The sequence below is a fragment of the Salinicola tamaricis genome (assembly GCF_003006155.1).
Classification (GTDB): Bacteria; Pseudomonadota; Gammaproteobacteria; order Pseudomonadales; family Halomonadaceae; genus Salinicola; species Salinicola tamaricis.
The window spans coordinates 1,856,855-1,878,291 of the sequence record NZ_CP023559.1; the positions used below are offsets into that span (position 1 = coordinate 1,856,855).

General features: G+C 65.6%; 25 protein-coding genes and 4 pseudogenes. 11 read left to right on the top strand and 18 right to left on the bottom strand.

Features of this window, described 5'->3' with window-relative positions; translation table 11 throughout:
- Positions 1-274 precede the first annotated feature (274 nt).
- The 4 genes from CN538_RS08570 (at position 275) to CN538_RS08585 (ending at position 3,777) form a co-directional block, all read left to right on the top strand.
- On the top strand, positions 275-985 hold the full coding sequence (locus tag CN538_RS08570) for a hypothetical protein (RefSeq protein WP_106419167.1): 711 nt from the start codon (positions 275-277) through the stop codon (positions 983-985).
- Positions 986-1,388: 403 nt separating this feature from the next.
- The gene (locus CN538_RS08575) at positions 1,389-1,940 is read left to right on the top strand and encodes a DUF2207 domain-containing protein (RefSeq protein ID WP_106419168.1); all 552 of its coding nucleotides are present in this window, start codon (positions 1,389-1,391) and stop codon (positions 1,938-1,940) included.
- Positions 1,941-2,145: 205 nt separating this feature from the next.
- Positions 2,146-3,120 carry a DUF2207 family protein gene (locus tag CN538_RS20310; RefSeq protein WP_277985159.1) on the top strand — a complete coding sequence of 325 codons (975 nt, stop codon included), beginning with the start codon at positions 2,146-2,148 and terminating at the stop codon, positions 3,118-3,120.
- A 159-nt stretch (positions 3,121-3,279) separates the two neighbouring features.
- A complete protein-coding gene (locus tag CN538_RS08585) occupies positions 3,280-3,777 on the top strand; it encodes a hypothetical protein (protein WP_106419169.1) in 498 nt (165 codons plus the stop codon).
- 23 nt (positions 3,778-3,800) lie between these two features.
- On the opposite strand, the gene CN538_RS26140 is transcribed toward CN538_RS08585, so the two are convergent.
- A complete protein-coding gene (locus CN538_RS26140) occupies positions 3,801-4,085 on the bottom strand; it encodes a PfkB family carbohydrate kinase (protein WP_422917558.1) in 285 nt (94 codons plus the stop codon).
- Positions 4,086-4,426: 341 nt separating this feature from the next.
- Between CN538_RS26140 and CN538_RS20970 the strand changes: the two genes are divergently transcribed.
- Complete coding sequence (locus tag CN538_RS20970) at positions 4,427-4,582, top strand: hypothetical protein (RefSeq protein WP_207233693.1); 156 nt, start codon at positions 4,427-4,429, stop codon at positions 4,580-4,582.
- A 6-nt stretch (positions 4,583-4,588) separates the two neighbouring features.
- On the opposite strand, the gene CN538_RS24270 is transcribed toward CN538_RS20970, so the two are convergent.
- From CN538_RS24270 to CN538_RS08615, 9 genes and pseudogenes are all read right to left on the bottom strand, one after another.
- Positions 4,589-4,717, bottom strand: a complete 129-nt coding sequence (locus CN538_RS24270) for a hypothetical protein (RefSeq protein WP_277985124.1) — start codon at positions 4,715-4,717, stop codon at positions 4,589-4,591.
- 30 nt (positions 4,718-4,747) lie between these two features.
- Complete coding sequence (locus CN538_RS22510; protein WP_207233741.1) at positions 4,748-5,038, bottom strand: cytosine permease; 291 nt, start codon at positions 5,036-5,038, stop codon at positions 4,748-4,750.
- A 3-nt stretch (positions 5,039-5,041) separates the two neighbouring features.
- A complete protein-coding gene (locus CN538_RS20980) occupies positions 5,042-5,272 on the bottom strand; it encodes a hypothetical protein (protein WP_207233694.1) in 231 nt (76 codons plus the stop codon).
- Positions 5,256-6,209, bottom strand: a complete 954-nt coding sequence (locus CN538_RS08595) for a purine-cytosine permease family protein (protein ID WP_207233695.1) — start codon at positions 6,207-6,209, stop codon at positions 5,256-5,258. Before CN538_RS08595 ends, CN538_RS20980 begins: the two co-directional genes overlap by 17 nt.
- 244 nt (positions 6,210-6,453) lie before the next feature.
- Positions 6,454-6,900 (bottom strand): annotated as a pseudogene (locus tag CN538_RS26145) (ADP-ribosylglycohydrolase family protein); the annotation flags it as partial.
- A 19-nt stretch (positions 6,901-6,919) separates the two neighbouring features.
- Positions 6,920-7,330: pseudogene (locus CN538_RS26150) on the bottom strand (ADP-ribosylglycohydrolase family protein); the annotation flags it as partial.
- Positions 7,327-8,034: a GntR family transcriptional regulator gene (locus CN538_RS08605; protein ID WP_106419170.1), complete on the bottom strand. Its 708-nt coding sequence runs from the start codon at positions 8,032-8,034 to the stop codon at positions 7,327-7,329. The gene CN538_RS08605 and the pseudogene CN538_RS26150, both read right to left, overlap by 4 nt.
- Positions 8,035-8,492: 458 nt before the next feature.
- On the bottom strand, positions 8,493-9,149 hold the full coding sequence (locus CN538_RS22520) for an ABC transporter substrate-binding protein (protein ID WP_242495690.1): 657 nt from the start codon (positions 9,147-9,149) through the stop codon (positions 8,493-8,495).
- A gap of 264 nt (positions 9,150-9,413) precedes the next feature.
- Positions 9,414-10,064 carry a LysR substrate-binding domain-containing protein gene (locus CN538_RS08615; protein WP_242495691.1) on the bottom strand — a complete coding sequence of 217 codons (651 nt, stop codon included), beginning with the start codon at positions 10,062-10,064 and terminating at the stop codon, positions 9,414-9,416.
- A gap of 434 nt (positions 10,065-10,498) precedes the next feature.
- Here CN538_RS08615 and CN538_RS26155 point away from each other — a divergent pair, with 434 nt between their 5' ends.
- The gene (locus CN538_RS26155) at positions 10,499-10,729 is read left to right on the top strand and encodes a hypothetical protein (protein WP_422917559.1); all 231 of its coding nucleotides are present in this window, start codon (positions 10,499-10,501) and stop codon (positions 10,727-10,729) included.
- Entirely contained in the window at positions 10,726-11,007 is a 282-nt protein-coding gene (locus CN538_RS26160; protein ID WP_422917560.1) for an NAD(P)H-dependent oxidoreductase, read from the top strand. Before CN538_RS26155 ends, CN538_RS26160 begins: the two co-directional genes overlap by 4 nt.
- A gap of 296 nt (positions 11,008-11,303) precedes the next feature.
- Here CN538_RS26160 and CN538_RS20315 read toward each other — a convergent pair whose 3' ends face one another.
- From CN538_RS20315 to CN538_RS08630, 3 genes are all read right to left on the bottom strand, one after another.
- Entirely contained in the window at positions 11,304-11,474 is a 171-nt protein-coding gene (locus CN538_RS20315; RefSeq protein WP_164999547.1) for a hypothetical protein, read from the bottom strand.
- 81 nt (positions 11,475-11,555) lie between these two features.
- Positions 11,556-11,855 (bottom strand): hypothetical protein, encoded by a 300-nt coding sequence (locus tag CN538_RS08625; protein WP_106419171.1) that lies wholly within the window; start codon positions 11,853-11,855, stop codon positions 11,556-11,558.
- Positions 11,813-12,358 (bottom strand): MFS transporter, encoded by a 546-nt coding sequence (locus CN538_RS08630; protein WP_164999548.1) that lies wholly within the window; start codon positions 12,356-12,358, stop codon positions 11,813-11,815. The genes CN538_RS08625 and CN538_RS08630 overlap by 43 nt, the downstream gene beginning before the upstream one ends.
- A gap of 289 nt (positions 12,359-12,647) precedes the next feature.
- On the opposite strand from CN538_RS08630, the gene CN538_RS08635 reads away from it, so the two are divergent.
- Positions 12,648-14,066, top strand: a complete 1,419-nt coding sequence (locus CN538_RS08635; protein WP_106419173.1) for an FAD-binding oxidoreductase — start codon at positions 12,648-12,650, stop codon at positions 14,064-14,066.
- Between the two features lie 68 nt (positions 14,067-14,134).
- Here the strand turns inward: CN538_RS08635 and CN538_RS08640 are convergent, their stop codons facing one another.
- Positions 14,135-15,607, bottom strand: coding sequence for an alanine/glycine:cation symporter family protein (locus tag CN538_RS08640; RefSeq protein WP_106419174.1), 1,473 nt, complete (start codon positions 15,605-15,607; stop codon positions 14,135-14,137).
- A gap of 277 nt (positions 15,608-15,884) precedes the next feature.
- Here CN538_RS08640 and CN538_RS08645 point away from each other — a divergent pair, with 277 nt between their 5' ends.
- The gene (locus CN538_RS08645) at positions 15,885-16,706 is read left to right on the top strand and encodes a helix-turn-helix transcriptional regulator (RefSeq protein ID WP_106419175.1); all 822 of its coding nucleotides are present in this window, start codon (positions 15,885-15,887) and stop codon (positions 16,704-16,706) included.
- A 238-nt stretch (positions 16,707-16,944) separates the two neighbouring features.
- On the opposite strand, the gene CN538_RS22525 is transcribed toward CN538_RS08645, so the two are convergent.
- The 3 genes and pseudogenes from CN538_RS22525 to CN538_RS22535 all read right to left on the bottom strand — a co-directional run bounded on the left by CN538_RS22525 (position 16,945) and on the right by CN538_RS22535 (position 18,411).
- A complete protein-coding gene (locus tag CN538_RS22525; protein ID WP_242495692.1) occupies positions 16,945-17,865 on the bottom strand; it encodes an alkaline phosphatase D family protein in 921 nt (306 codons plus the stop codon).
- Between the two features lie 65 nt (positions 17,866-17,930).
- Positions 17,931-18,014: pseudogene (locus tag CN538_RS22530) on the bottom strand (hypothetical protein); the annotation flags it as partial.
- Positions 18,015-18,027: 13 nt separating this feature from the next.
- The gene (locus tag CN538_RS22535; protein WP_242495693.1) at positions 18,028-18,411 is read right to left on the bottom strand and encodes a PhoD-like phosphatase N-terminal domain-containing protein; all 384 of its coding nucleotides are present in this window, start codon (positions 18,409-18,411) and stop codon (positions 18,028-18,030) included.
- Between the two features lie 366 nt (positions 18,412-18,777).
- Here CN538_RS22535 and CN538_RS08655 point away from each other — a divergent pair, with 366 nt between their 5' ends.
- Complete coding sequence (locus tag CN538_RS08655; RefSeq protein WP_106419176.1) at positions 18,778-19,185, top strand: CBS domain-containing protein; 408 nt, start codon at positions 18,778-18,780, stop codon at positions 19,183-19,185.
- Positions 19,186-19,269: 84 nt separating this feature from the next.
- Positions 19,270-20,193 carry an ornithine cyclodeaminase family protein gene (locus tag CN538_RS08660; RefSeq protein WP_106419177.1) on the top strand — a complete coding sequence of 308 codons (924 nt, stop codon included), beginning with the start codon at positions 19,270-19,272 and terminating at the stop codon, positions 20,191-20,193.
- Positions 20,194-20,244: 51 nt separating this feature from the next.
- On the opposite strand, the pseudogene CN538_RS08665 reads toward CN538_RS08660, so the two are convergent.
- A pseudogene (locus CN538_RS08665) lies at positions 20,245-21,431 on the bottom strand (alkene reductase).
- Positions 21,432-21,437 lie beyond the last annotated feature (6 nt).

Below are 21,437 nucleotides of genomic sequence, written 5' to 3' on the forward strand. Positions count from 1 at the left end.
AGGAGGTGTTTTTTCTGGAAGTCAATAAAGTATTCCTGTTGCGTTGGTTTTTGGTTGTCTTGTCGGGCTGAGAAGGGATCAGGCTGAGGAAATAGAAGCCGTCGTAAGTGTTCTCGAGTTCGAAACTGGCGGCATCTTCTACAAGTCGGATGATGCAAAGGCTGTTCTCTGCGTGTCTTGTATCTTAAATAAACTTTGGTTGCGGGTCAGTGCAGGGCTGATAATATTTGCTGCTCGCCAAGGTGTGTCAGTCTTTTATTTGATGGAGAGCGCTATGAAAACGGTCTTTCTGGGGTTGGGGATTACCTTTCTTTGGTGGTTGGGTTTGATCAATGGTCTCTATATGGAGCCCGGTGAGTCTGTGCCGGATGTCTTGATCTACCTGACCGGGGCCTCTTGGCTAGTGGCTCTGCTGGGCGCGCTGGCGTTGTGGAGCGGCAAGCACAAGCCAGGGTTCATCCTCGTGATCATTGGCTCTATCTGCTTCGTCCCGCTGGGGCTGATAACCGTCTACGGGCTCGTCGCGCCAGCAGCCGGAGTGATGATGCCTCGCTCGACAAGCGCCGCGCACTGGCTGAAGAAAACTCACGCTGAAACGCATTCGGATATCGAGGGAAGTAACGTGTCGACGATTTCACAAGGGCAGGAATTTTACGCCAAAACACAAGCGCGCCTGATGCTGGGTGTCGGTGGTGTTGCCCTGGCGCTTGGTTTGTTCATGGCGGTGAGCTTTACCACCGCTCCCGTTGCGCCCATAGGACTGGGTGGGCTCATGGTGGGCATGGGGTGTTGGTTTCACTTCTCTCCGGTTGCTCGTATCGGAGCCGACTATCTTGTCTTCCAGCCGGCCCCTTTGGCGCGTACTCGCACGATTCTCGATAGCGAAGTGGAGCGTGTCGAACGTAAGAAGAAGTGCTTCTGGTGCATTATCGTTATCACGACGACAAGTCCGACAAGTCGCCTCGGAAGTTGGCGTTTGCCATGAATATGTTGACGGCCGATGATCGAGAGGCGTTATTGGGCGCGGTGGCGACTCGCTTTGAGATCGTCCCGGTCGCTAAGTGATATTCGTGGAAAGCGCTGGCATTGATATTCGGTTCTTTAGCGCGTCATCTTCTTGCTGGCTTCGGCTCTGATTTGGCGAATCGACATCATGTATCAAGTTCTGGGTGGTCTCAATGTGGAAGGTTTCATGGTGTCTTCGCTTGGTCGGAGCCGGATTCTGAGAGGCGTGAGACCCGCATGGCGCAAAGTGGTGTGCCTACTGGCCATGGCGCTCGTGGGTGCCTGCGCCTCCTTGAATGCGTATGCGGTAGAGAGAATCACCCGTTTTGCGAGCGATATCGTCGTTCAGCCTTCGGGGAACATGATGTTACAGAGACGCTCGTGTGCTGTCTCATGGTTACCATATTCGTCATGGTCTCTATCGAGACTTTCCCGTGATCAATCGTATCAGCGGTGTCGTTCATCGCGTAGGGTTCGATGTCATCTCTGCGAGGCTGGATGGTGAACCGGTGCAGACCAGGCAGGTTCGAAAAGGCGACTATGTACGTCTCTCTGGGGAGTCCGAATGTCAATATTGCTCCTGGGCCTCATCGTTTCGTTCTGCGTTATCGCACCAATCGCCAATCCGTTTCTTTAAAATGCACGATGAACTCTACTGGAACGTGACAGGCAATCGCTGGAAATTTCCCATTGAACAGGCAGTTTCTACCGTTCATTTCCCCGATGGTGCCGGCGTGGAGGGAGTCAAGACCTATACCGGCTCCTATGGTCAGCGCGGGCATGCGGCTGACTCCGTGGTCAGTGATGATGGGACGCGTGTGGTCACGCACACGAGCGCGCCATTACAGCCCGGAGGGCGTGACGATGCGGTAGCCTTCCGTAAAGGGGTGGTCAGCAAGCCGACCACGATGATCATTGATTTGGTATGTATGTAACCGAGCGCCCGAGCAATACGGTGGCTTTCTTGGGCTTGCTGTTAGTATTGGCCAGTTACTGGGTGATGCTTCGTCGCGTAGGGCCACATGAGGAGCCGGCGCTGCCATCGGCGCCGTATTCTGGATCGCTGGGCAACCTATCTCCTGCACTGGCACATTGGATCGTTCACAACGGCGAGATACGTAATAAAGCCCTGGTGAGTCGATACTCAATCTCGGGGAAAAGGGCTATGTGACGGTGGCGCAGTCTAGCGCGGAGTGGGTGCTGACGCGCACGGCAAAACCTGCCCAGAATCTGCCCGTAGAAGAAGCGGCGATCTTGGAGCACCTGGAAGCCAAGGACAATACCATCGAGGTATCCAAGAAAAACCGCAAGGATTTGCAGAGGCTGCGGACCTTCAAAAGCGCGATGCGCAACGAACATGGCGAAGCGTTCTATCAGTCTCATGGTGGGCTGATGCTGTTAGGTGTCATTGTTGCCTACCTCGCTGTTTTCGTGCCCAATGTCATGACCACTGACCCCATGGACCCCACATCGCTTTGGGTCGGCCTCATCCCGCTCGGTGGGCTGATATTTGTTAGCGTCGTGGCGGGTGATATCGAGGTTCCCTATAGCACGAATCGCTACATGGCCAAGAGCCTCGGCGTCGCATTGCCGATATCTTGCGGGTGGTGGTTGATCTGGGGCTATGCCATGCACACGCTCGATCTTTTCCCGTTCATGGCGATGCTTTTCCTGCCCGTGGCTTTTTGGGTGTTTGTGAGAAAGCTGGGAAGAATCACACGACTCGGTAGAGAGCGTAAAGCAGAGATAGAGGGGCTCAAAGCCTACATGCTTAGCCATGTGGGAGAGGAGGCACCCCGCCTGGAGGCGGCGGAACTAAAGGCGTTATGGCCCTATGCCGTTGCACTGGATATGGAAAGCGAATTCCAGGCTGCGCAGGTGTCGATACCCGAGCTCTCCGATCATGACGAAGCCTCATCCAGGCAACCGATCTTTCCCTGGTGGCTTTATCACTCCTCAGCAGCGGGCAGCACGGGGTCGATCGTCGATGCCTGCAGTTCCATGAACTCTACGTTCACCGCCTGTAGCGCCTTCAATTCTTCTGGTTCCGGCTTCTCAGGTGGCGGTGGGTTCTCTGGAGGTGGCGGCGGTGGCGGTGGTGGTGGCGGCTGGTAAGTGCTCACCGGTGCCAATGCGCATGCCATCGCTGGTGGGACCTGCTACTGTCTGGAGACCCTGAATGACCTCGGTATCTGTTGATTCACCAGGCCCGTTGTGACGCGACGCGCATATGACATGGCCGGTTCAGAGCCTGCCGCATGAGGAGTCTCATCGATGGATTACCACTCGACTCACGCGTCGTACCGGGAGCGTCTGATCGAGCATCTATTCATTGGCGAATTGCTCAAACACGCCTGGCTAGTGCGAGATCGTCGGCTCGAAATTGCGAGACCGGAGGTGGATAACAGCGGCTACGATCTGATCGCCGAGGAGCGGACCCTCGTGCGCCATCTGCAACTCAAGGCGTCGAAGCTGGATGCGCGCACCGCCAGGCAGAACGTGCATACCGCACTGGGTAGCAAGCCTTCGGGTGCAGTGATCTGGATTTTGTTCGACGCCGATACGCTCGTGCTTGGGCCGTTTCTCTTCTTCGGAGGACTGCCGGGCGAACCGCTACCCGATCTCTCGGCGTTCAGTATCGCGCGACATACCAAGGGCAATGCCGCGGGCGTCAAGGCCGAGCGTCCCGCCATCCGCAGCGTCCCCAAAGGTCAGTTCACTCGCTATGACAGCGCCATCGAGGTGTACGAGGCGCTGTTCGGCGCATTCTGAGCGTCGTTATTCCCACCTTCGTTTCACACGCCAATCCTGCTACCCGCGCTACGCGTTTGCCTGCGCCGCCAGCAAGGCGTCGATCTCGCTGCCCACCGGTGCGTGGCCGGGCCATGCCGGCTGACCGCGATTGCCGCCGCGGCATTGGCACGGCGTGCCGCCTCGTCGGGCGTCTGGCCGCGGCTCAGTGCCGCCAGCAGCACGCCGGTATGGGCGTCGCGGCACCGTTGGTATCGACGGCGCGGGTGTCGAACCCAGCCACGTGGCGTGGCTGGCCATCCGCCAGCAGATGACATCCCCGTGGCCATCGCGGACCACGATCAGCGGCGCACGGGTTCGCGTGGGCAGCGCGCGTAGCGCGTCCGCTATCGAGTCGGTGGCTGTCAGCGTCTGAGCTTCCTCGGCGTTGCAGCTGAGCAGGGTGGTCCGGCGCAGGATCTCGTCCAGCCGTTGCGGGCAGAGTGCTCCGATCATCGGGCCGGGGTCGAATGCGACCGAGAGCGCCCGGCTGTTTGCCCAGCCAGTCGATCAGCGTATCGGCCGCGGTCTCATGCAGTAGCGTATAGCCGCTCACCAGGACGTGATCCTCGGCATCGGGTCGAGCCGGTGCAGCACGTCGCGGCTGCCGATCTCCGCGCCGAGATGGGTGATGAAGGTGCGCTCCCGCGGCCTGGTCTACCAGCGCCACGCAGAAGCCGGTATCGCGCTCTTCATCCATCGGCGCCAGCCAGTCGATCTGCTCACGGTGCATGGCTTCACGCGCGCCATGTCGCCGAACTGCCCGCGGCCGTGGCCGCCGGCGTAGACGACGTCATGCCGTCCCGGCTCGCGGCGCCATGACGTTGAAACCGCCGCCCACCTCGAAGGTGGCATCCATGGCCAGGGTGTCGCCGCCGGGGGGCGGTAGCCGCTCGATCGGCATCACCAGGTCGACGATCACCTGGCCGGTATGGATCAGGCGCGGCGGCGCTCATCGTGCCACCGCCAGCGCCGTATGCCGCGCACCGCCCATCATCAGGTAGCTGCCGGCGGCGACCACGAAGGTGGCGATCCAGCCGAGCCCGTTGTGCCCCAGCCAGCTGTCGGCGAGCACGCCGGTGAACCAGACATGCCCGCTGATGCCGATGCTGGTGAAGCAGAAGCCGATCACGATCGCCAGCGCCCAGCTGGTGAAGGCGCGCCACTCGACACCGCCGTGATACCAGTAGGCGCTGGTCGGGCTGACATCGAGCAGGTCCGGCCCCCGAGAAGTGGTGGCGATGGATCAGATCCACCAGGAAGACGCCGACCCAGGCGGTGATGGGCACGGCCAGCAGGCTGATGAAGGAGATGAACGGACCGTAGAAGTCGCCGGCGATCGCATGAAGAAGTAGATGGAGCCGGCGAAGATCGCCACGATATCCACCACCACGGCGTAGACCCGCTTCACACGCAGCCCCAGGGTGAGGGTGGTGAGCCCGGCGGAATAAACCGAGAGGTTATTGGAGAGCAGCAAACCCGCCGAAGGCCGCCAGCAGATAGGGCACCGCCATCCAGTCGGGCAGCATGGCACGGATCGCCGCGATGGGATCGTTGGCCGAGGCCAGGTGACCGTCGCCGGCGGAGATCAGCCCGCCCAGGGTGATCAGCAGGACCAGCGGGATACCCGCACCGGCGGCCGCGGAGAGCACCAGCGACCAGCCCTTTACCCGGCCATGCTGATAGCGCGACATATCGGCGCCAGCGTTGGCCCAGCCGATGCCGGTGCCGGCGGCGATGGTGCCGATGCCGATCAGCACGGCGCTGAGGGGCGCCGCCGGGGTCGCGGCAACGGCCTGCCAGTCGATGGTCGCCATCAGAAACAGTGCGACCACGATGTTCAGCGCGCCGAAGCCCCAGGTCGCCCACTTCTGAATGACCAGGAGTGTGGCGTGGCCCAGTCCCGACACCAGCAGGGTGCAGATCACGAACAGGGCGATGAATACCAGCGTCAGCAGGGGTACCGCGCCCGCGGTGGGCGCCGTGCCGAAGACGATCGCCGAGAGTGACAACAGCGCATAGGCCGCGGTGGTGGTGTTGACCGTCTCCCAGCCCAGGCGGGACATCAGCGAGACCAGCGTGGGGCCGACATTGCCCCGAACCCCGAAGATCGCGCGAGAGAGGGTCAGACTGGGGGCGCGCCCACGCCGGCCGGCGATCGAGATCAACCCCACCACGGCAAACGAACCCCCGGCACCGATCACCGCGACGATGAACGCTTGCCAGATCGCCAGCTGCTGATAGACGACCAGGGTCGCGCCCAGCGGCAGCCGAGCGAGAATGCTGATATTGGCGGCGAACCAGACCCAGAACAGCTGCAGCGGATGGCCGTGGCACTCCGCTTCCGGTGCCGGCTCGATCCCGCGTGTTTCCAGTTGTCCCGCTTTTGCGGCCGACGCATCGAGAGAGGCCATGGCGTTTATCCTGTTGGTTCAGTGGGTATCGGTCCAGGGGATGAGTGCCCCTGGCTATCGATGCTCCTGGGTATGGGGGGGCCTGGGGATCAGTGGTGCTGGGTATGGCGCCGGCGCAGCGACAGCAGCTGATCGACAAGGGGTTCCGGGGCGAAGTGACTGACGCGCGCGACCTGCGCCACCAGCGCGCGGGCAGGCCCTCGGGGCCGTGGCAGGCGCCGAGGATGGCGCCCAGCATGGCGGCGATGGTATCGGTGTCACCGCCGATGCCGGCAGCCAGGGTGAGCGCCGCCAGCGGCTCGTCGCCGGCCAGTTCGGCGAGGGCGAAGGTGGCGACCACCGACTCCTGGGAGGCGACCGAGGTGCCGATCAGATCATGGATCAGCGCGACGCCCGTCTCGTGGTCGCGGCCCCGGACCAACTGGCGCGCCCAGGCGATGCGCGCCGAGATCAGGCCGCCGGCACTCCAGTGACCCCGCTGCTCGCCCAGCGCGGCCAGCTCGTGACCGACACTCAGCGCCTGCGCCAGCGTTGCGCCCTCCAGACCTGCCGATATGGCTCCGGCGACGGCCGCGGCGCTGGCAATGCCCAGCGAGGTGTTGTGGGTCACCTGGCTGGCCTCGATCACCGCCTCGAGCAGCGTCTCGCGGGGTTCTGACGGGGTGGCGATGGCCACCGGTGTGATACGCATGGCGGCGCCCGTTGGTGGTGCCGAAGCGCCCGCTCTGATCAGGGCCGATGCCCTCGGCGATCATCGCCAGGGCGCGGTTGGTGGAGGGTCCCAGCAGATCCTGCGAGCCCCGGGCCTTCATATCGGCTTCCCAGGCAGTGAGGGCGCGGGCGAAGGCCAACGGCTCGATATGGCCGTGACCGCTGATCAGCAGTTCGGCCACCAGCACGGCCTGCTCGGTATCGTCGGTGATCGAGCCGGCGGGCATGTGGGGGGCGATGGGCTGATCCGCCGGCCCGTCGTGGAGGATGTCGAGGGTGCCGAAGCGCTGGCGGATCTCGGCACGGCTGAAGGATTGGGTCGGCATGCCCAGCGCATCGCCCAGGGCCAGGCCGTAAAAAGCGCCCAGCGCCCGACGGTGCAGGTCGGGCGCGGCAGAGGAGTCGGTCATGAATCGAAAGCCAGATGGAAGTGGAAGTGGGCCGGATCGAGCAGGCTGGTCACGTGCTCGACGAAACGACCCTGGGTATCCAGGGTCAGCCGGGTCGACTGCATGAACAGGGTGCCCGCCGGCCGCTCTAGCCTATCGGCCTGCTGCGCATCTAGGGCGGCCAGGCTCAGCCACTGCTCGCCGCGCGCCGCCACCAGCTCATGGGCGGCCAGGGTGTCGGTGATGGAGTCGTTGATCAGCCCGCGCTCGGGGAGCTGGGCCAGCTGGCCGCGTGCCGGTATCAGCGAGCGCTCCAGCGAGACGATCTCGCCCTCGGCCAGACGCCGGCGGCGCACGATCTCCACGAAGCGGGAGCAGTCGACGCGCTCGCCCAGGGCCGTCTCATCGACGCACTGGAGACTCAACAGCTCGGTGACGATACGCACCCCGGAGCGGGCCAGCGCGCGGGCCCAGCCCTGTTGCTGGTCGAGGGCGATGCCGTCGAAGGTGACGAAGGAGCCCACGCCGCTCTGGGTGGCGATGTACTGCTGGCGCTGAAGTTCCATCAGGGCTTGGCGCAGCGTGCCGCGGCTGACGTTGAACTCGCTCGCCAGCTGGTGCTCGCCGGGCAGCTGATGGCCGGAGGACCATTCACCGCTGCGGATGCGGCGGCCCAGCTCATCGACGACGCGTTGCTTTTTATCAAATCGTACAGGTTTGTTCATGTACAAACTTGTACATTCTTGGCGGACGCTTGGCACTTAGACCTTCGTCGATTAGCCCGCCCGCCTCGCGCAGTGATTAGCGCTCGGCGTCATGACTCATTACGGCACCTCGGCAGCATAGCGCTTGGCGAAGCCGCGCTGCGCCGCCGCCATCTTGGCGTAGTCGACGGTATCGGCGCGGGCGTAGTCGCTGGCCGGGAGGAACCGGCGCTGGGCTCGGAGATCGCATCCGCGCGGACCGGGCGCAGGTAGGCATCGGCCCAGATCGCCTGACCCTTGTCGGAGAGTACGTAGTCGAGCACGTTCCTGGCCGCCACGGGTTTCGGTCGTCGGCCACCAGGCTCATCACGTAGGGCACGCTGATGGTGCCCTCCTGCGGGATCACGAAGCGCACGTTCGTGTGGTCCTGGTAGCGCGCACGATAGGCGTTGAAGTCGTAGTCGAGCAGGATCGGAATCTCACCGGAGAGCACCCGGGCGTAGGCGGTCTGCCTGGGCACGATGGGCTGTTGGCCTGCAGCTTCTGGAACACTCGATGGCCGGGGTGAAGTCGTCGAGCGTGCCGCCCAGGGCGCGATTGACGGCGACCGCGGCGACATAGCCGACGAACGCCGAGCCGGGGTCGAGATAGCCGACCATGGTGCGGTACTCGGGCTTGAGGAGATCGCGCCACGACTGCGGCACCGGCACGCCGTGCAGGGCATCGACGTTGACCATGAAGCCCAGGGTGCCGGAGTGGACCGCGAACCACTTGCCTTCCGGGTCCTTCATGCCGTCGGGAATCGCGTCCCAGTGTGCCGGCTTGTAGGGCTGCACCAGCCCCTGCTCGGCGGCCTGAATGCCGAAGGTAACGCCATAGTAGACCACGTCCGCCATCGGGTTGTGTCTCTCCGCGCTGAGCGCGGCCAACGACTGGCCGGAATTCTTGCTGTCCGGGGGCACGTGGACGCCGATATCGGCCGCGATGGCCTGCAGCTGGGTGCCCCAGTCGGCCCACTCCGGCGGGCAGTTGTAGCAAATGGCGGTATCGGCGGCGGCGTGAGCCGGCGGTGAGCCCAGCATCATCATGGCCAGGCCCAGCGCCAGCCAGGCAGCGCGCAGCGTCTTGATCAGCATCTCAGGGTCCTCGATTGCCGCGCGATCGGCCGACGCAACCGCGCGACCTACTGCATGAGGGCGTCTATTCACCTAGCCACTCATCCCAATAGTTCCAACTAGCCACTCATCCCAATAGTCACTCACCTCGATAGTCACTCACCCGCCTAGCCATCATCCATCCATGGCAGGCGATCGCAGTCTGGCGCGCGGGCGTGACGCTAGCATGACGCCGGGAGATCTCAAGGGGGAGGCGTGGACGTGCAGGGCCGGGATGGCGCGGCGTCACGCCTCCAGATGGCTGCTTGGCAGACGCTCGGCGAGAAAGTCCATGAAGGCGCGGGCGCGTCGGGTCAGGGCGCTCTGCTGATAGTAGACAGCGCTGACCCGCTGGGTCTGGCGTTCCGTTGCCGCGGCCAGTACCTCCACCAGCTCGCCACGCTGACGCGGCTGCAGGGTCATGTAATCGGCCAGGCAGACGATCCCTTCACCGGCCAGCGCCAGGCTGAGCAGGGTGCTGCCGCTGGAGGCGCTGAGCGTAGGAGTGATGAGCAGCGGCTCGCCGTGGGCATCGCGCAGCGGCCAGCGGTTGAGGTGGTCGAGCTGGTTGAAGCCGAGCAGGTCGTGATCCGCCAGGGATGCCACCTGCTGCGGGGTACCGCGGCGTTCGAGATAGGCCGGGCTGGCGAGCAGCCGCAGCGGGCTGTGCCCAGGGTGCGCGCGGTGCAGCGAGGAGTCTTCCAGGTCACCGATACGAATCGCCAGATCGACCCGCTGCTCGAGCAGATCGACGAAGCGGTCGTGGGTATCCAACGCCAGCGTGATACCCGGATAGCGGCGGCGGAATCGCCGATCAGCGGCACGATCACCAGTTGCATGAAGCTCGGAGCGCGTTGACCCGTAGCCGACCTTGGGGCTGGTCGTGGTGCCCGACACGGATTCCTCGGCGGCCTCTACGGCATTGAGGATACGCCGGCATGATCGAGAAAGGTCTCGCCCTCCTGGGTCAGCTCCAGGCGCCGTGTGGTGCGCCGCATCAGCGTGGTCTCGAGCTTGCGTTCGAGGCGGTTGAGCGCGCGGCACCCCCGAGACGGTGATGCCGAGCCGTTCGGCGGCGGCTGATCGAGCCGCAGTCGACCACGGCGATGAAGGCCTGCTGTTCTTCGAGAGTGCTTTTCATGATCCGTAAGCCGTCGGTGGCGGAAGGCGTGTCGGCGCGGGTTGTTGATTCTAAAGCAAGGATGACTTGCCGGGGCACGGGTTTTTTCCCGCGTGCGGTTACCCCACAATAGGGCGCATCGAAGGGTGGCAGCGAACGGCGCGCAGCGCCCGAGGCGCGGTCATCACCAGCTATCGGGAGAGATATCGACATGAAGATACTACTGATCAACGGCGGCAAGGCCTTCGCGCATTCCCGCGGTGAAACTCAACAATACCCTGCACGCGGCCGCCATGGAGACCCTCGGTCAGCTCCACGGGAGATCCGCGAGACGGTGATCGAGCAGGGCTACGACAGCGCGGCGGAGGTCGACAAGATCTGTGGGCCGACGCCATCGTCTATCAGATGCCCGGCTGGTGGATGGGAGCACCCTGGAGTGTGAAGCGCTATCTCGACGAGGTGTTCACCGCCGGCCACGGGTCGCTCTATGCCAGCGATGGTCGCTCGCGCCAGGACCCCAGCCGCCAGTACGGCAGCGGTGGGCTGCTCCAGGGGCGGCGTTATCTGCTCTCGCTGACCTGGAACGCCCCCCGCGAAGCGTTCGATTCACCCGGCGACTTCTCGAGGGGCGGGGTGTCGACGGGGTCTATTTCCCGTTCCACAAGGCGCAGCAGTTCATCGGGCTGGCCGCGCTGCCCACCTTCATCGCCAACGACGTGATCAAGGCGCCCGACGTCGAGCGTGACGTCGCCGCCTATCGCTCTCACCTGCGCGAGGTGTTCGGCACGGCCTAGTCTGCATCGGCGCTGCGTGTCTCGCCCACCCCGAACCAGAATACCAGCGGTGCCAGCGCGCCGAAGGCAGCGAGGAACACAAAGCCGCCGACATAGCCGCTGGCATCCACCACATAGCCGCGACCAGGTTGGAGGCGGCTGCGCCAAGCGCGAACAGCGTACCGAGGACCCCGACGGTGGCGTTGTAGCGCCCGCTGCCGCGGGTCAGGTCGGCGGCCACGATCAGCCACAGCACGCCGAAGATTCCCGCACCGATGCCATCCAGCGCCTGCCCAGCAGCAGCCACACCGGATCGTTGCTGACTCCGTAGAGCAGGCCGCGCAGCGGCAGCGCGAGCAGGCCGATCATCAATACCGGCCGTCGCCCCAGCTCATCGCCCGGCGCCCCGCCCACCAGGCCACCGGTTCATCACCAGCTGCGCGATCACGATGCACGCCGACATGTAGAGCGAGGCGGCCTCCTGATCGCCGAGGGTCAGGTACTGGCCGACCAGCGGGCATCAAGCGCCGCGTTGGCGAAGTGAAACAGCGTCAGCGCCGCGCCCAGCATCAGCACCCGGCGGTCGCGCAGCACCTGCAGCAGGCCGCTGGCATGGGGTTGCGCGTCGGTTGTCTCCTGTGCCACCGCACCGCGGGCGGCGACATGGTCGATGTCCGTCTCGCGGATCGCCAGCGCGCTGATCAGGCTGCCGCAGGCGAACAGCAGCAGCGAGTAGAACAGCCACTCGATGCTCAGGAAGTGCGCCAGCAGCCCGGCGAGCAGTGCCGAGACCACGTTGCCGGGTGGTTGAACACCTCGTTGCGGCCCTGGCGCGCGGGGAAGCGCCGGCGACCCACCATGCCCAGGGTGATCGCCGCCACCGCCGGCAGCAGCAGTGCCGCACTGACCCCCATCAGCGCCTGCAGCAGCAGGATCGAGGGCAGATTGACGAAGGCCGGCAGTGTCATCAGCACGCTGCAGACCGCCACCACCAGGGTGGCGAGGGCGGTGAGCAGGCGCTTGAGGTGGGTGATGTCGAGCAGTACCCCGGCGGGGCTCTGGGAGAGCATGGTGGCGAAGGTCATCGCCGACATCGCCAGACCGATCTGCCCTGCGCTCCAGTCGAAGCGGGTCAGCAGGTAGATCCCCAGGAAGGGCCCCACGCCGTCGCGCACATCGGCGAGGAAAAAGTTCAGGCCATCCAGGCCGCATTGGCTGCGCCGTGAGGGCGTATGAGATGGGGCAGACGCATGTGATTCGAGAGGCGGGTTCTCGGCGGGCTGTGGCGCTGGCGGCATGGGGGCTCTCGGGCATCCACCGCGGGCTGCGGCGACAGCCAGTGTAGCCGGGATGTGCCGAGACGGCCCCCGCGCGGGGGCGGGGCCGCCGGCGATGATCGGCGTGATCGACACATAGAGACTACCTGGAGACCACATAGAGGCTAGATGGAGACCACATAGCGAAGACATGGCGGTGCCAGCCGTGTCTGGTAGTTGCCCCCCACCGCCCACGGTTGGGTATGCTAGTGGCACAACCGATAGCATGCTCATCGTCGGCACGGTACCGATGTACTCACGAGGTTTCCCCATGACCCCTGCTACCGCTTCCCCATCGCTTGCTCTGCCGCCGCGGCCCTCGGAGGCCGCGCTCGAGGCGCTGATCGGCGAACTCGCGCCGCGACTCGGCGAGCGGATCACCACCGCCCGCGGCGTGCGCGATCAGCACGGTCATGATGAGTCCTGGCATCACCCGGCCGCGCCGGATGCGGTCTGTTTTCCCCACACCACCGAAGAGGTGGCCGCGGTTGTCAACGCCTGCGCCCGCCACCGGGTGCCGGTGATCCCCTACGGGGTCGGCACCTCGATCGAAGGGCAGGTGATCGCCGAGCACGGTGGACTGTGTGTCGATCTCTCGGCGATGAATGCGATTCTCGTCGTGCGCCCCGAGGACATGGACGCCACCGTCCAGCCCGGCGTGACCCGGACCCAGCTCAATAGCCACCTGCGTGCCAGCGGCCTGTTCTTCTCTGTCGACCCGGGCGCAGATGCGAGCATGGGCGGCATGGCCTCGACCCGGGCCAGTGGCACCAACACCGTGCGCTACGGCACCCTCCGCGAGAACGTGCTGGCGATGACGGTGGTGATGCCGGACGGGCGCATCGTCAAGACCGGCAGCCGGGCGCGCAAGTCCGCTGCCGGCTACGACCTGACCCATCTGATGATCGGCGCCGAAGGCACGCTCGGCATCATCACCGAGCTGACCGTCAGGCTGCACGGCCTGCCCGAGGCGGTGTCGGCGGCGACCGTGTCTTTCGAGGATGTCGCTGGGGCGGTCGACACCGTGATCGCCTCGATCCAGTACGGTATTCCCATGGCACGCATCGAACTGATGGACGCGCTCGCCATGCGCGCGGTCAACCGGTTCTCGCACCTCGACTACGCCGAGAAGCCGACCCTGTTCCTCGAATTTCACGGAACCCATGCTGGCGTGAAGGAGCAGGCGGAGAGCATGGCCGCGTTGTGCCAGGAGTTCGGCGGCAGCGACTTCGCCTGGGCGACCAAAGAGGAGGAGCGCAGCGCGCTATGGCAGGCACGCCACGACGCGGCCTACGCAGCCAAGGCGCTGCGCCCGGGGGCGGAGTTTCTGGCCACGGATATCTGCGTACCGATCTCCGAGCTCGCCGCCTGCATTGAAGCGACCCAGGCCGACGTGGCCGCCAGCGGCCTGATAGCGCCGCTGCTCGGCCATGTCGGGGATGGCAACTTCCATCTGGTCGTCGCGGTGGATCGGGAGAGTCCCGACGAACTCGAGACGCTGGCGGCTTTCAACCGGCGCCTGATCGAACGCGCGCTCGCCGCCGGCGGCACCTGCACCGGCGAACATGGTATCGGCAGCGGTAAGCGCGCCTATATGGAGGCCGAACATGGCGAGGGCTGGGCGGTGATGCGCACCCTCAAGGCCGCACTCGATCCGCTGGGCATCATGAACCCCGGCAAGCTGGTATAGCGCTGACGGAACCACCCGGGCAGAAGACGGCCCCGCTCCGCTGTGGGCGGGGCCGTGATCGCGGGGGCTCAGCCCCGGCTGGCGGCGGGGGTATTGCCCAGGGTGCGGTGGGCGCGTTCGAGATCTTCCGGCGCCAGCTCCCACGCCTGCGGGTCCAGATCGAGTTCCGGGTGGTCCTTGGCGTTGAAGATCGGGCGTTCGATGCCCCGGCGCCGCTGACCGTCGAAGTCCTTGAGGATGCGCAGCCCCGACTTGAACAGCAGGATAAGCGCGACCAGGTTGGCAACCGCCAGCAGGCCCATGGTGACGTCGGCGAAGCCGAAGACCGTGCCCAGATCGGTGGTCGCGCCCCAGCACACCAGCAGCACGATGGCCACGCGGAAGGCGTTGAACAGGGTCTGGTTGCCGCGGCTGAAGTAGTTGAGGCTGTTTTCGCCCAGATAGTAGTTGTAGAGGATGGTGCTGAAGGCGAACAGCAGCAGCGCCAGACTGACGAAGGTGCGACCCCACTCACCGACATGGTCGGCCATCGACGCCTGGGTCAGTGCGATCCCCGCCACGTCGCTGGTCGAGGCCGGGTCATAGACGCCGCTGAGCAGGATCATGAACGCGGTGGCCGAGCAGATGACCACGGTGTCGATGAACACCGAGAACGCCTGCACGATGCCCTGGTTGGCCGGATGCGGCACATAGGCCACGGCGGCCACGTTGGGCGCGCTGCCGAGGCCCGCTTCGTTGGAGAACAGGCCGCGCTTGACGCCCATCATGATCGCCGCACCGATACCGCCGCCGATCGCCGGTTCGAGGCCAAAGGCGCTCTTCACGATCAGCACGATCACGTCGGGGATCTTCTCGATGTTGAGGCCCAGCACCAGCAGCGCGATCAGCAGATAGCCGCCGGCCATGAACGGCACCAGCACCTCGGAGATACGCGCGATGCGCTTGATGCCGCCGAAGATGATCAGGCCCACGATCAGCGCCAGGCCCAGGCCGCTGTAGAGCACCGGTACGCCGAAGGCATCGCCGAACGACGTCGCCACGGCGTAGGACTGCAGCGCGGTGAAGGCGAAGCCGAAGGTCACCAGCAGCAGCACCGAATAGACCACCGCCAGCCAGCGCCAGCGCTGCCCCAGACCACGCGAGATGTAGTAGGCCGGGCCGCCGCGGTAGGTACCGTCGGCCTCGGCTTCCTTGTAGGTCTGAGCCAGGGTGCACTCCAGAAAGCTGGTGGCCATGCCCATCAGGCCGACCACCCACATCCAGAATATCGCCCCCGGCCCGCCGAGGGTGATCGCCACCGCCACACCGGCGATGTTGCCGCCGCCGACGCGTCCGGCCACCGACAGCACCAGCGCCTGGAATGAGCTCAGATGGCCGTGCTTGTCGCGCCGGAAGGCCTGGCTGGCGCCGAGAATGCGAAACATCTGGCCGAAGTAGCGAAACTGCACGAAGCGTGAGGCGAGGGTGAAGCCGACGCCCACGGCGATCAGCAGCACCAGCAGGACCTTGCCCCACAGCAGGTCGTTGAGGAAATCCAGCATGCGTTGTCTCCGCTCTTGTGTTGTTGTGAGTCCGGTTGTTGTGAATTCAGCTGTTGTGAATCCGGTTGTTATGCAACGAGTTGTTGTGGAACGCGTGGTCGCGGACGCGCCATCGTGACGCGCGTCGTCCTGGACCGCGTTGTGGACGGCATCGAGGCGTCGCCACGCATTTAATCACTCGCTGAGCGGCGGGGAATTTGACGTCCTGTTGCAGCCTGACGCACTCTTTTGCGCACCCAGTGCACCAGAGTGCACCAGCCTTCAGCGAGCCCTTCTCATGCAGGACGATTTCGCCGCCAATCTGCGGCTGCTGTGCAGCTACTACCGCTCGATTGCCGAGGTGTGTCGGCGGCTGGAGATCAATCGCGCCCAGTTCAACCGCTACCTCAGCGGGCGCTACCGGCCCGCCGGCCACACCATGCGCCGGGTCTGCGATTTCTTCGGGGTCGAGCTCCACGAGATCGTGCTGCCCCACGCCGAGTTCCAGACGCTGGTGCGGCTGCGCCCCGGCACGCCGGGGCAGGGAGGCGCCGAGGGTGTTGCTGCTGACCTGGGGTTACCGGCGGCGCTGCTGGAGACGGGCCGCCAGGGGATGTCGCGCTATCTGGGCTACTACCACGAGTACTACCTGGCGATGTCGCGACCCGGGCACGTGCTGTGCACCCTGGTGTGCCTCGAGCGCCGCGGCGACGACGTGGTCTACCAGCGCACCGAGCGCATGCCGGCCGTCGGCGGTGGGCGGCTATGTCACAACCGCTACCGAGGGGTGGCGATGCTGCTGAGCGACCGTCTGTTCCTGGTCGACCACGAGTCGCTCAACGGCCACGAGATCACCCAGACGATCCTGTTCCCTAGCTTCAAGAGCCAGGTCTACCGGCTTTCCGGTCTCAAGCTCGGTGTCGCCGACAGCAGCGAGCGCATGCCCTGCAGCGTGCGGGTGGTCTACGAGCGTCTCCCGGGGGCACTGAACGTGCGCCAGGCGCTGGCGGGGTGCGGCCTGTATGCGCTGGATGATCCGCGCCTCGACCCGGCGCTGGTGGCGGCGATCCGCAACGATGTGGGGCCCGGGGAGTGGCAGTTTCGGGCACGCTACGTCTAAGAGCCCATCTCCAAACTCCTCTGACGATGGGCGCCGGGGGCAGGGCAAAGCGAGGGTCCTTTGCCAGGGATGGCAAAGGTAGCGCCCAGGGAGGGGTTCACAGCGCCCTCGCGACGCCCTGCCGCCGGATAAGCCCACGTCGTCTAGGAGCTGTGAAAGGCGTTCTAAGAGCCAGCGCCGGCGGGCGGGTTGCCACGCCGGCGCTGTGTGCCAGGTGCTGCCTGAAAAATCGGCGAGCTCAGGCGCGGTTTTCGGGCGTCAGCATCTGGGTATGCAGGGCGGTGCCGTCGCTATCCTTCAGCGTTACCGTCAGCGTTTCGCTCGCGCCGTCGAGGTCGACCTGACCGAAGAACTGATAGCCCGCCGAGGGCGGCAGGTTCTTCTGGCCCGCCGGCGGCGCCTTCTGGAACACCACCTTGGGGCCGAAAGTGGCGTCTAAGTCATTGGGGCCGAAGGTGCCGGCGTGCAGTGGGCCGCTGACGAACTCCCAGAACGGTTTGAACTGCTTGAAGGCGGCGCGCTCCGGCGCATAGTGGTGGGCGGCGGTGTAGTGCACGTCGGCGGTGAACCACACCACGTTGGCGATATCGTCGTCGCGGATCGCCTTGAGCAGGCGGGCGAGCTCCAGCTCGCGGCCCAGCGGCTGGCCGGGGTCGGCGTTGGCGATCGCCTCGAAGTCGTCGCCATCCGGCACCACCAGGCCGATTGGCATGTCGGCGGCGATGATCTTCCAGGTCGCGGTGGAGCGCTTGAGCGCCTGGTGCAGCCAGCGGAACTGATCCTCACCGATGAAGGCGGTGGCCGGCGAGCCCTCGGCCTGAAGATTGGCGCTGTTGGGGCCGCGGTAGCTGCGCATGTCGAGCATGAACACCTCCATGCCCGGGCCGTAGGCGAAGCGGTAGATGCGCTGCGGCGCCGCCGCCGCCCGACAGCCGCACATGTAGTCGAGAAACGCCTGGCGGGCGCGGGCCGCGAGTAGGGCCACGCGCTTCTCGGTATAGCGGTCGTCGTCGAGGATCTCCTGCGGGTACCAGTTGTTGATCGTCTCGTGGTCGTCCCACTGGGCCAGGATCGGCACCTCGGCGGCAAAGCGGCGGAAGTTGGCATCGAGATGGTTGTAGGCGTGCTGGCCGCGATACTCCTCGAGGGTTTCGGCCACCTTTGCTTGGCTGGGGTGACCATGTTGCGCCAGGTGCTGCCATCGGGCAGCGCGACCTGCGAGTCGAGCGGGCCATCGGCGTAGACGCTGTCGCCGGAGTGGATGAAGAAGTCCGGGCGCACCTGGCGCATCGCCTCCCAGGTGCGCATGCCGCCGCGGGACTCATCGATGCCCCAGCCCTGACCGACCACGTCGCCGGACCACACGAAGCGCAGATCCCGCGGTGCGCTCGGCGGCAGGTGCAGGCGGGCCGACCACCGGCTCGCTGACCGCCCGGGCGTCACCCAGAGCCGCGAAACGCACCCGATAGTGGACTTCCGGCATGCCGCCGAGCCCGGTGGCATCGAGCTTGCCGATCAGCCCGCTGTCGGGCAGCACATCGACCCAGGGCAGCTGGCGGGCGGCCCGGAAGTCGGGATTGTCGGCGACCTCGATCAGCATCCGCGCCGGGCGGTCGGCGCGGGCCCACAGCATGGCGCGGTCGGGCAGTACGTCGCCGCTCATGACCCCGCCCTCCACCGCGGGGCGGCGCCCTTCGGCGAGCACGATGGCCGCGCGCCGAGCAGGCCGGCAGTGGCAAGGCCGAGCTGGCCGCCGCGGGCCAGCAGTTCGCGACGGGTGATGGGGGCTTGGGCGTGGTCACGGGGCATCTCCTCGGGCGGTCACGGGCGTTACGCGAGAAGCCTAGAGCGGGGAGATGACGGCGACGTGAAGCGTCGCCGCACGAGTTCGGTGAACGCAGGTGGTTTTTGCGCAAAAACGCATGTAAGGCCTACGCCAGGCCGGCCTGCTGCCGATAATCAGCAGAATAGTCGATCGGTCTGTGTATGGGTCAACGGTTGGTCAATTTCCCCTAGGGTCACTCGAGGAGAGTCGGTATGAGTCAGGCATTACCCCAACGCGTGGCGGATCATGATCCGCGACGTGCTTACCTTGCGTCTCGATCAGTCGCTGCACGATGGCAACGAGGCGATGCGCGAGCACAAGATTCGGCATCTGCCGGTGCTCGACGCCCAGGACCGACTGGTGGGAATGCTCAATCAGAAGGTGGTGCTGCGTGAGGCGCTGCAGATCACCAACGTCTATGGCTCGAATCGCCTGAGCCATCACCTGGCCCTGATCTCGGTCGAAGAGGTGCTTTCCGGTGAGGTGCTGACGCTGACGCCGGAGACGCCCCTGGCCGAAGCCGGCCGCACCCTGCTCGACAATCGTCACGGCGCGATGCCGGTGGTCGACGGCGACGGGCGCCTGGTGGGGATCGTCTCGTCGGTGGATTTCGTGCACCTGGCGGTGCGCCTGCTCGAGGCCGACTCCGTCTGAGCGTCGGCGCTTGCGCTGCGGCATCCACACTGGCTAGGGTCGAGCGGATACCACCAATACGACACCAGCAGTGAGGGCCAACGGATGCGCCAGATCGGCTATGAGGACGCGCGCGGCGCGCTGGACTGGGCGGGCGCGGTCGAGGCCCTGCGCCAGGGCCATCTGGGCGCGCCGCCACAGATCGACGACAGCTTTCTCGGCCCGGCCGGGGGCACGTTGCTCAACCGCTCCTGCTTCATCCCCGGGCTCGGCTACGGCGCCAAGGCGGTGACCGTATTCGAGGCCAACGCCGCGCGCGGGCTGCCCACGGTGCAGGGGGCGATGCTCTACTTCGCCCCCGAGGATGGTCGGCTGCAGGCGGTGCTCGACAGCCGCCTGGTCACCGAGATCAAGACCGCCAGCGACTCGGTGCTGGGAGCGCTGTGCCTGGCGCGGCCGCACAGCCGTGAGCTGCTGATCTGTGGCGCCGGGGCGGTGGCGGCGAGTCTGATCGAAGCGTATAGCGCGCTGTTCCCTTCCCTTGAACGCATCAGCCTGTGGAACCGTACGCCGGCCCGCGCAACGGCGCTGGCCGAACGTTATGCCGGCCACCGTATGCCTGTGGTGGCGGTGAGCGAACTGGCCGAGGCCGCCGGCCAGGCGGATATCATCGCCACTGCCACCCTGGCGCGTGAGCCGTTTCTGCGTGGCGAGTGGGTGCGGCCCGGCACCCATGTCGATCTGATAGGCGCCTTCAAGTCCGACATGCGCGAGGCCGACGACACCCTGCTGACCCGCGCGCGGCTGTTCGTCGACAGCCGCGACAGTACCCTGGGCCATATCGGCGAGTTGGCCATCCCGCTGGCCGCCGGCACCATCGCGCAGAGCGATGTGCTGGGCGACCTGCGCGAGCTGCTCGGCGGCGCGCCCGGCCGCCGTGACGACAGCGACATCACGCTCTACAAGAACGGTGGTGGCGCGCATCTCGATCTGATGATCGCGCGCTATATCGTCGAGGCCAGCGGTTGAATCGTCGAGGCCAGCGGCTGAGTCCCTGTGGCGGCGGGCAGGGGCGCGCGCCTATCGAGCCGAGCCTTCCTCCGCGGGGGCGTCGATAGCGGCGCCGATGTTGGCTTCGGCTGCGGCCTCGGCGTAGGTGGGATAGTCGATATAGCCGACGTCAGTGCCGCCGTACATCGTCGCCGGGTCGACGTCGTTCAGCGGCCAGCCGTGGTAGAGCCGTTGGGGCAGGTCGGGGTTGGCGATGAAAGGACGCCCGAAGGCGAACAGATCGCCGTAGCCCCGTTCGCGCATCCAGAGGGCTTTCTCAGGCGTGTAGCGCCCCGCATAGAGCAGGCAGCCGGAAAACGTCTCGCGCACGGCGCGGTAGAAGGTCTCCGGCAGATCCGGGGCGTTGTCCCAGTCCGCTTCAGCGAGCGACACGTAGGCGACGCCAGCCTGTTCCAGGCGCTCGATGGCGGTGAGGTAGGTGGTATGCGGGTCGCTCTCGACCAGCCCCAGATAGACGCGATCCTCCTCGGTGCTCTCGAACAGCGGCGAGAAGCGCACGCCGACGCGTTCCGCACCGAAGATGCCGGCCACCGCGTCGACGATCTCCTCGAGAAAGCGCAGGCGGTTGTCGAGGCTACCGCCGTAACGGTCGGTACGGGTGTTGGTGTGCTCGGACAGGAACTGGTTGACCAGATAGCCGTTGGCGCAGTGCAGTTCGACCCCGTCGAGGCCCGCTGCCAGGGCATTGCGCGCTGCCTGGGCGTAGCGTTCGACCAGGTCTTCGACGCCGGCAGTGGTCAGCGCCTCGGGTTCGCTTGGCGCGGTGAGCATGCCTTCGCCCGGTGCGGTCTCGACGAAGACGCTGACCGAGTCGGCGCGGATCGCCGACGGCGCGATCGGCGCCTTACCGCCCGGCTGCAGCGAGCGGTGCGAGACCCGCCCGACATGCCATAGCTGGAGAAGATCACGCCACCGCGGGCATGAACGGCTGCGGTGACTGCCCGCCAGCCCGCGATCTGCGCCTGCGAATGGATACCCGGCGTCCAGGCGTAGCCCTGGCCCCGCGGCTCGATCTGCGTGCCTTCGGTGACCATGAAGCCGGCACCCGCACGCTGGCTGTAGTACTCGACCATCCAGTCGTTGGGGACGTTACCCGGCTGGCTGCTGCGCGAGCGCGTCAGCGGCGGCAACACGATACGGTTTTTCAGGGTATACGGCCCCAGTCTGACCGATTCGAACAGTGCTGCGTTATTCACTCTCTT